The sequence below is a fragment of the Actinomadura sp. CNU-125 genome (assembly GCF_001942465.1).
Taxonomy (GTDB): Bacteria; Actinomycetota; Actinomycetes; order Streptosporangiales; family Streptosporangiaceae; genus Spirillospora.
On sequence record NZ_MKJY01000350.1, the window covers coordinates 1 to 4481 of the forward strand.

At 72.9% G+C, this 4481-nt stretch carries 2 protein-coding genes and 1 pseudogene; all 3 read left to right on the forward strand.

Going from position 1 to position 4481, the window contains the following annotated elements:
- Window positions 1–300 precede the first annotated feature (300 nt).
- Window positions 301–756, forward strand: coding sequence for a glycosyltransferase (locus BJF79_RS62665; RefSeq protein WP_262402887.1), 456 nt, complete (start codon window positions 301–303; stop codon window positions 754–756).
- A gap of 235 nt (window positions 757–991) precedes the next feature.
- Window positions 992–2017, forward strand: coding sequence for a TerC family protein (locus BJF79_RS32850; protein WP_075903301.1), 1026 nt, complete (start codon window positions 992–994; stop codon window positions 2015–2017).
- An 89-nt stretch (window positions 2018–2106) separates the two neighbouring features.
- Window positions 2107–4300, forward strand: a pseudogene (locus BJF79_RS32855) (acyl-CoA dehydrogenase).
- The last annotated feature ends 181 nt before the right edge of the window (window positions 4301–4481 follow it).

The window sequence follows — 4481 nt, forward strand, 5'->3', positions numbered from 1 at the left end:
GCGCGGCGCCGACGTCGTCCTCGGGGTGTCGCCCGACCTGGAGGAGCGGATGCGCGACCGCGGCGCCCGCCGCGGGGGCACGCGCTCGTGCCCGCGCCGGCGCCGCGCGTCCAGCCGGGCCCGGCGTCCTCGCCGACCGGCGCGCGGCGCTGGGCGTGGGGGACCGGCCGCTGATCCTCACCGTGGGGCGGCTCGCCGACCAGAAGGGCCGCCGACGCTGCTGGACGCCGCGCGCGCTGGGCGGCGCGCGAGCCGCGGCCGCTCGTCGGGATCGTCGGGGACGGGCCGCTGGAGGACGAGCTGCGCGCCCGCATCGAGCGGGAGGACCTGCCGGTGGTGCTGCTGGGCCGCCGCCCGGACGTGCCCGCGCTGCTGGCCGCCGCCGACGTCGCGGCCGTCCCGAGCGTGTGGGAGGGGCAGCCGCTGATCGTGCAGGAGATCCTGCGGGCCGGGCGCCGCTGGTCGCCACCCGGGTCGGCGGGATCCCCGGCCTCGTCGGCGGCGCCGACCGGACCGGCGGCGGGCTCCTGCAGGGGCCCGAAAGCGACGCGGCGCTGCTCGTCCCGCGGGGGACGGCGGGGCGCTGGAACGGGCCGTCAGCCGGGTGCTGGACGATCCGGCGCTGGCGGCGCGGCTGGCGTCGGCCGCCGCCGCGCGGGCCGCGCTGCTGCCGGGCGAGGACGACGCCGTCGACCAGCTCGCCGACCTCTACCGCGGGCTGCGGGAGGGGAACGCCGGCGCCGGGGCTGGAAGTGATCGGACCTTAGACGCCCGCTTCCGCGACCGGGTTCGAAGAATCCCCAAAAAGTTTTGGCGGAACGGGAACCGGCTGGTGGGGGACCGCGTTTAAGGGGGCAGTGGAGGGGAGTATCCCTGCGCGCGGTTCTCGTCAGCACGGCCGGTCCGTACCGGCCCGGGTTCCGCGGCCCGTTTCTTTCAGGGCGGGAGAGACCTCCGGCGCCCCGTCGTGTCCGCCGGAGGAGTGTTCACCTTGTCCGTTGCCCCCTGGGTGTGGGCCCTGACTCTCGCAGGGATCCTCGCCGTCATTCTCGCCGACCTTTTCTTGATCCACCGGAACGACACCCGGGAGTTCACGACTCGCCGGGCCGCGTTCTGGTCGTCCGTCTACATCGGCCTCGCCGTGGTGTTCGGCCTCGGCGTCTGGGCCTTCTCCGGAGGCGAGTACGCCGCGCAGTACTTCGGCGGCTTCGTCACCGAGAAGAGCCTGAGCGTCGACAACCTCTTCGTGTTCATGGTGCTCCTCGCGCGGTTCGCCGTGCCGAAGCGGTCGCAGCACACCGTGCTGATGGCCGGGATCATCATCGCGCTGGTGCTGCGCGGCATCTTCATCGCGGTCGGCGCGGCCGCCCTGTCGGCCTTCACCTGGGTGTTCTTCATCTTCGGCGCGATCCTCATCTGGACGGCGTTCGGGCTCGTCCGCGGCGACGACGACGAAGAGGTCGGCGAGAACGCCATCCTGCGGTGGGCCAAGCGGGTCATCCCGACCGCCGACCACTACGACGGCAACAAGTTCGTCACCCGGGCGAACGGGCGCCGGATGGCCACCCCGCTGCTGATCGTGATGATCGCGATCGGCACCACCGACGTGCTGTTCGCGCTGGACTCCATCCCGGCGATCTTCGGGCTCACCACCGAGCCCTACCTGGTGTTCGCCGCCAACGCGTTCGCCCTGATGGGCCTGGTGCAGCTGTACTTCCTGCTGGGCGGCCTCGCCGACAAGCTGAAGTACCTGAGCCACGGGCTGGCGTTCATCCTCGGGTTCATCGGTGTCAAGCTGGTCCTGCACGCGCTGCACGAGTACGGCGTCCACTGGGCCCCCGACATTCCGATCTGGCTGTCGCTGTCGGTGATCGCCGGCACCCTCGTCGCGGTCACCGTGGCCAGCCTCGCGTCCGCGCCGAAGGACGCCGCGAAGGACGCCGCGAAGAAGGACGCGCAGGTCGAGGGCGAGGAAGGCGACCGCGAGGAGCGGGACGCGCCCGCCGCCCTGGACTGACCCGCGGGCCGAGACGCGGGCCACCGTCCCGTCCGAACAGAACTCTGTTCTAGAATCGCGCCAAAAGCGGTCTCAGAAGGGTTGGACGCATGGCCATCGGGCTGACCGAGGAGCACGAGGCGCTCGCCGATTCGGTGCGCGGCTTCGCCGAGCGCAACATCACGGCGTCGGTCGTACGGACCGCGCTGGACGCGGACGAGGAGACCAGGCCCGCCTTCTGGCCGGCCCTGGCCGAGCAGGGGCTGCTGGGCCTGCACCTGGACGAGAAGCACGGCGGACAGGGTTACGGCCTGCTCGAACTGTCGATCGTGCTGGAGGAGCTGGGCCGCGCCGTCGCGCCCGGCCCGTTCCTCCCCACGGTCCTCGCCAGCGCCGTGATCGATGGTTCCGGCAACGCCAAAGCCTGCGCGGAGCTGCTGCCGGTCCTGGCCGACGGGTCCCGCACCGCGGCGGTCGCGCTGGACGGCTCGCTGACCGCGCGCCGCGACGGCGACGCGCTCGTCGTGTCCGGTACGGCCGCGACGGTGCTGGGCGCGTCCCTCGCCGACGTGCTGGTCCTGCCGGTGGACGCCGACGGCACCGAGTTCTGGGTCGCGGTGGACGCGGCCGACGTCACCGTCACCCCCGTCGAGAGCCTGGACCGGGTCCGGCGGGTCGCGAAGGTCGAGGCGTCGGACGTCACCGTCACCGCCGACCGGCTGCTCGACGACGTGACCGACCGCCGCGTCCGCGACCTCGCGGCGGCGCTGTTCGGCGCCGAGGCGGCGGGCGCGGCCGGCTGGCTGGTGACGACCGCCGCCGAGTACGCCAAGGTCCGCGAGCAGTTCGGCCGCCCGATCGGGCAGTTCCAGGGCGTCAAGCACAAGGCCGCCCGGATGCTCATCGCGCTCGAGCAGGCCCGCGCCGCCGCCTGGGACGCCGCCCGCGCCATCGACGACCTCGCCGCCGACGCCGGGTTCGCGGCCGCGGTCGCGGCCGACATCGCCGCCGACGCCGGTGTGCAGACCGCCCGCGACGCCATCCAGATCCTCGGCGGCATCGGGTTCACCTGGGAGCACGACGCGCACGTCTACCTGCGCCGCACCCTGACCCTGCGCGCCCTGCTCGGCTCGTCGAAGGACTGGGCGGCCGAGGTCGCGGCGACCGCCCTCGGCGGCGGCCGCCGCGAGGTCGTCCTCGAACTGGACGAGGACGCGCAGCCCACCCGCGAGCGGCTGCAGGCCGAGATCGCCGAACTCGCCGCGATCGAGGACAAGACCGAGCGCAACACCCGGATGGCGACGACGGCTGGACCGTCCCGCACTTCCCGAAGCCGTGGGGCCGCGCCGCCGGGCCCATCGAGCAGATCCTCATCCAGCAGGAGCTCAAGGCCGCCGGGGTCAAGGCCCCGAACCTGGTGATCGGCGCGTGGCTGGTGCCCTCGCTCGTCCGCTACGGGACCGAGGAGCAGAAGGAGAAGTTCCTCCGCCCGACGCTGCGCGGCCAGATGACCTGGTGCCAGCTGTTCTCCGAGCCGGGCGCCGGCTCCGACCTGGCCTCGCTGTCGATGAAGGCCGAGCGGGTCGAGGGCGGCTGGAAGCTCACCGGCCAGAAGATCTGGACGTCGATGGCGCAGATGGCCCAGTGGGGCTTCTGCATCGCCCGCACCGACCCCGATGCGGCCAAGCACGACGGGATCACCTACTTCCTCGTCGACATGAAGGCCGCGGGCGTCGACGTCCGCCCGCTGCGCGAGCTGACCGGCGACGCCCTGTTCAACGAGGTGTTCCTCGACGCCGTGTTCGTTCCCGACGAGCACGTCGTCGGCGAGGTGAACAAGGGCTGGCAGGTCGCCCGCAACACCCTGTCGAACGAGCGGGTGTCGCTGTCCACCGGCGGCGGCCTCGGCATGGGCGTCCCCGAGCTGCTGAAGTTCTTCGCGGGCAAGGAGCTGGACGCCGTCGCGACGAGCGAGGTCGGCAAGCTCATCGCGCAGGGCCAGTCGATCGACCTGCTCGGGCTCCGCACCACGCTGAAGCAGCTCAACGGCGTGGAGCCGGGTGCGGAGGCCAGCGTCCGCAAGCTCCTCGGCGTCCAGTTCAACCAGGACGTCGCCGACTACTGCTGGGCGTCGCAGGCGCGGCCGCCACCACCGAGGTCCCGATGACCGAGGGCGGCATCGTCGCGCGCGCGATGCTGTTCAGCCGCTCCATGACGATCTACGGCGGCACCACCGAGGTGCAGCTGAACATCATCGGCGAGCGCCTCCTCGGCCTGCCCCGCGACGCCGAACCCGGGAAGTGACCCCGGAGCCCGGGAGGCGCGCCTCCCGGGCTCTCAGCCTCTGCGCGGGCGGAAGGCGTAGGTGACGTTCAGCAGGACGATCGCCGTCAGGGCGAACGCCAGCCCCGGCAGGCCCGCGTTGATCGCCGTGATCGCGCTCAGTGGGATCGCGGCCAGCAGCGACAGGACGGCGAGGGCCAGG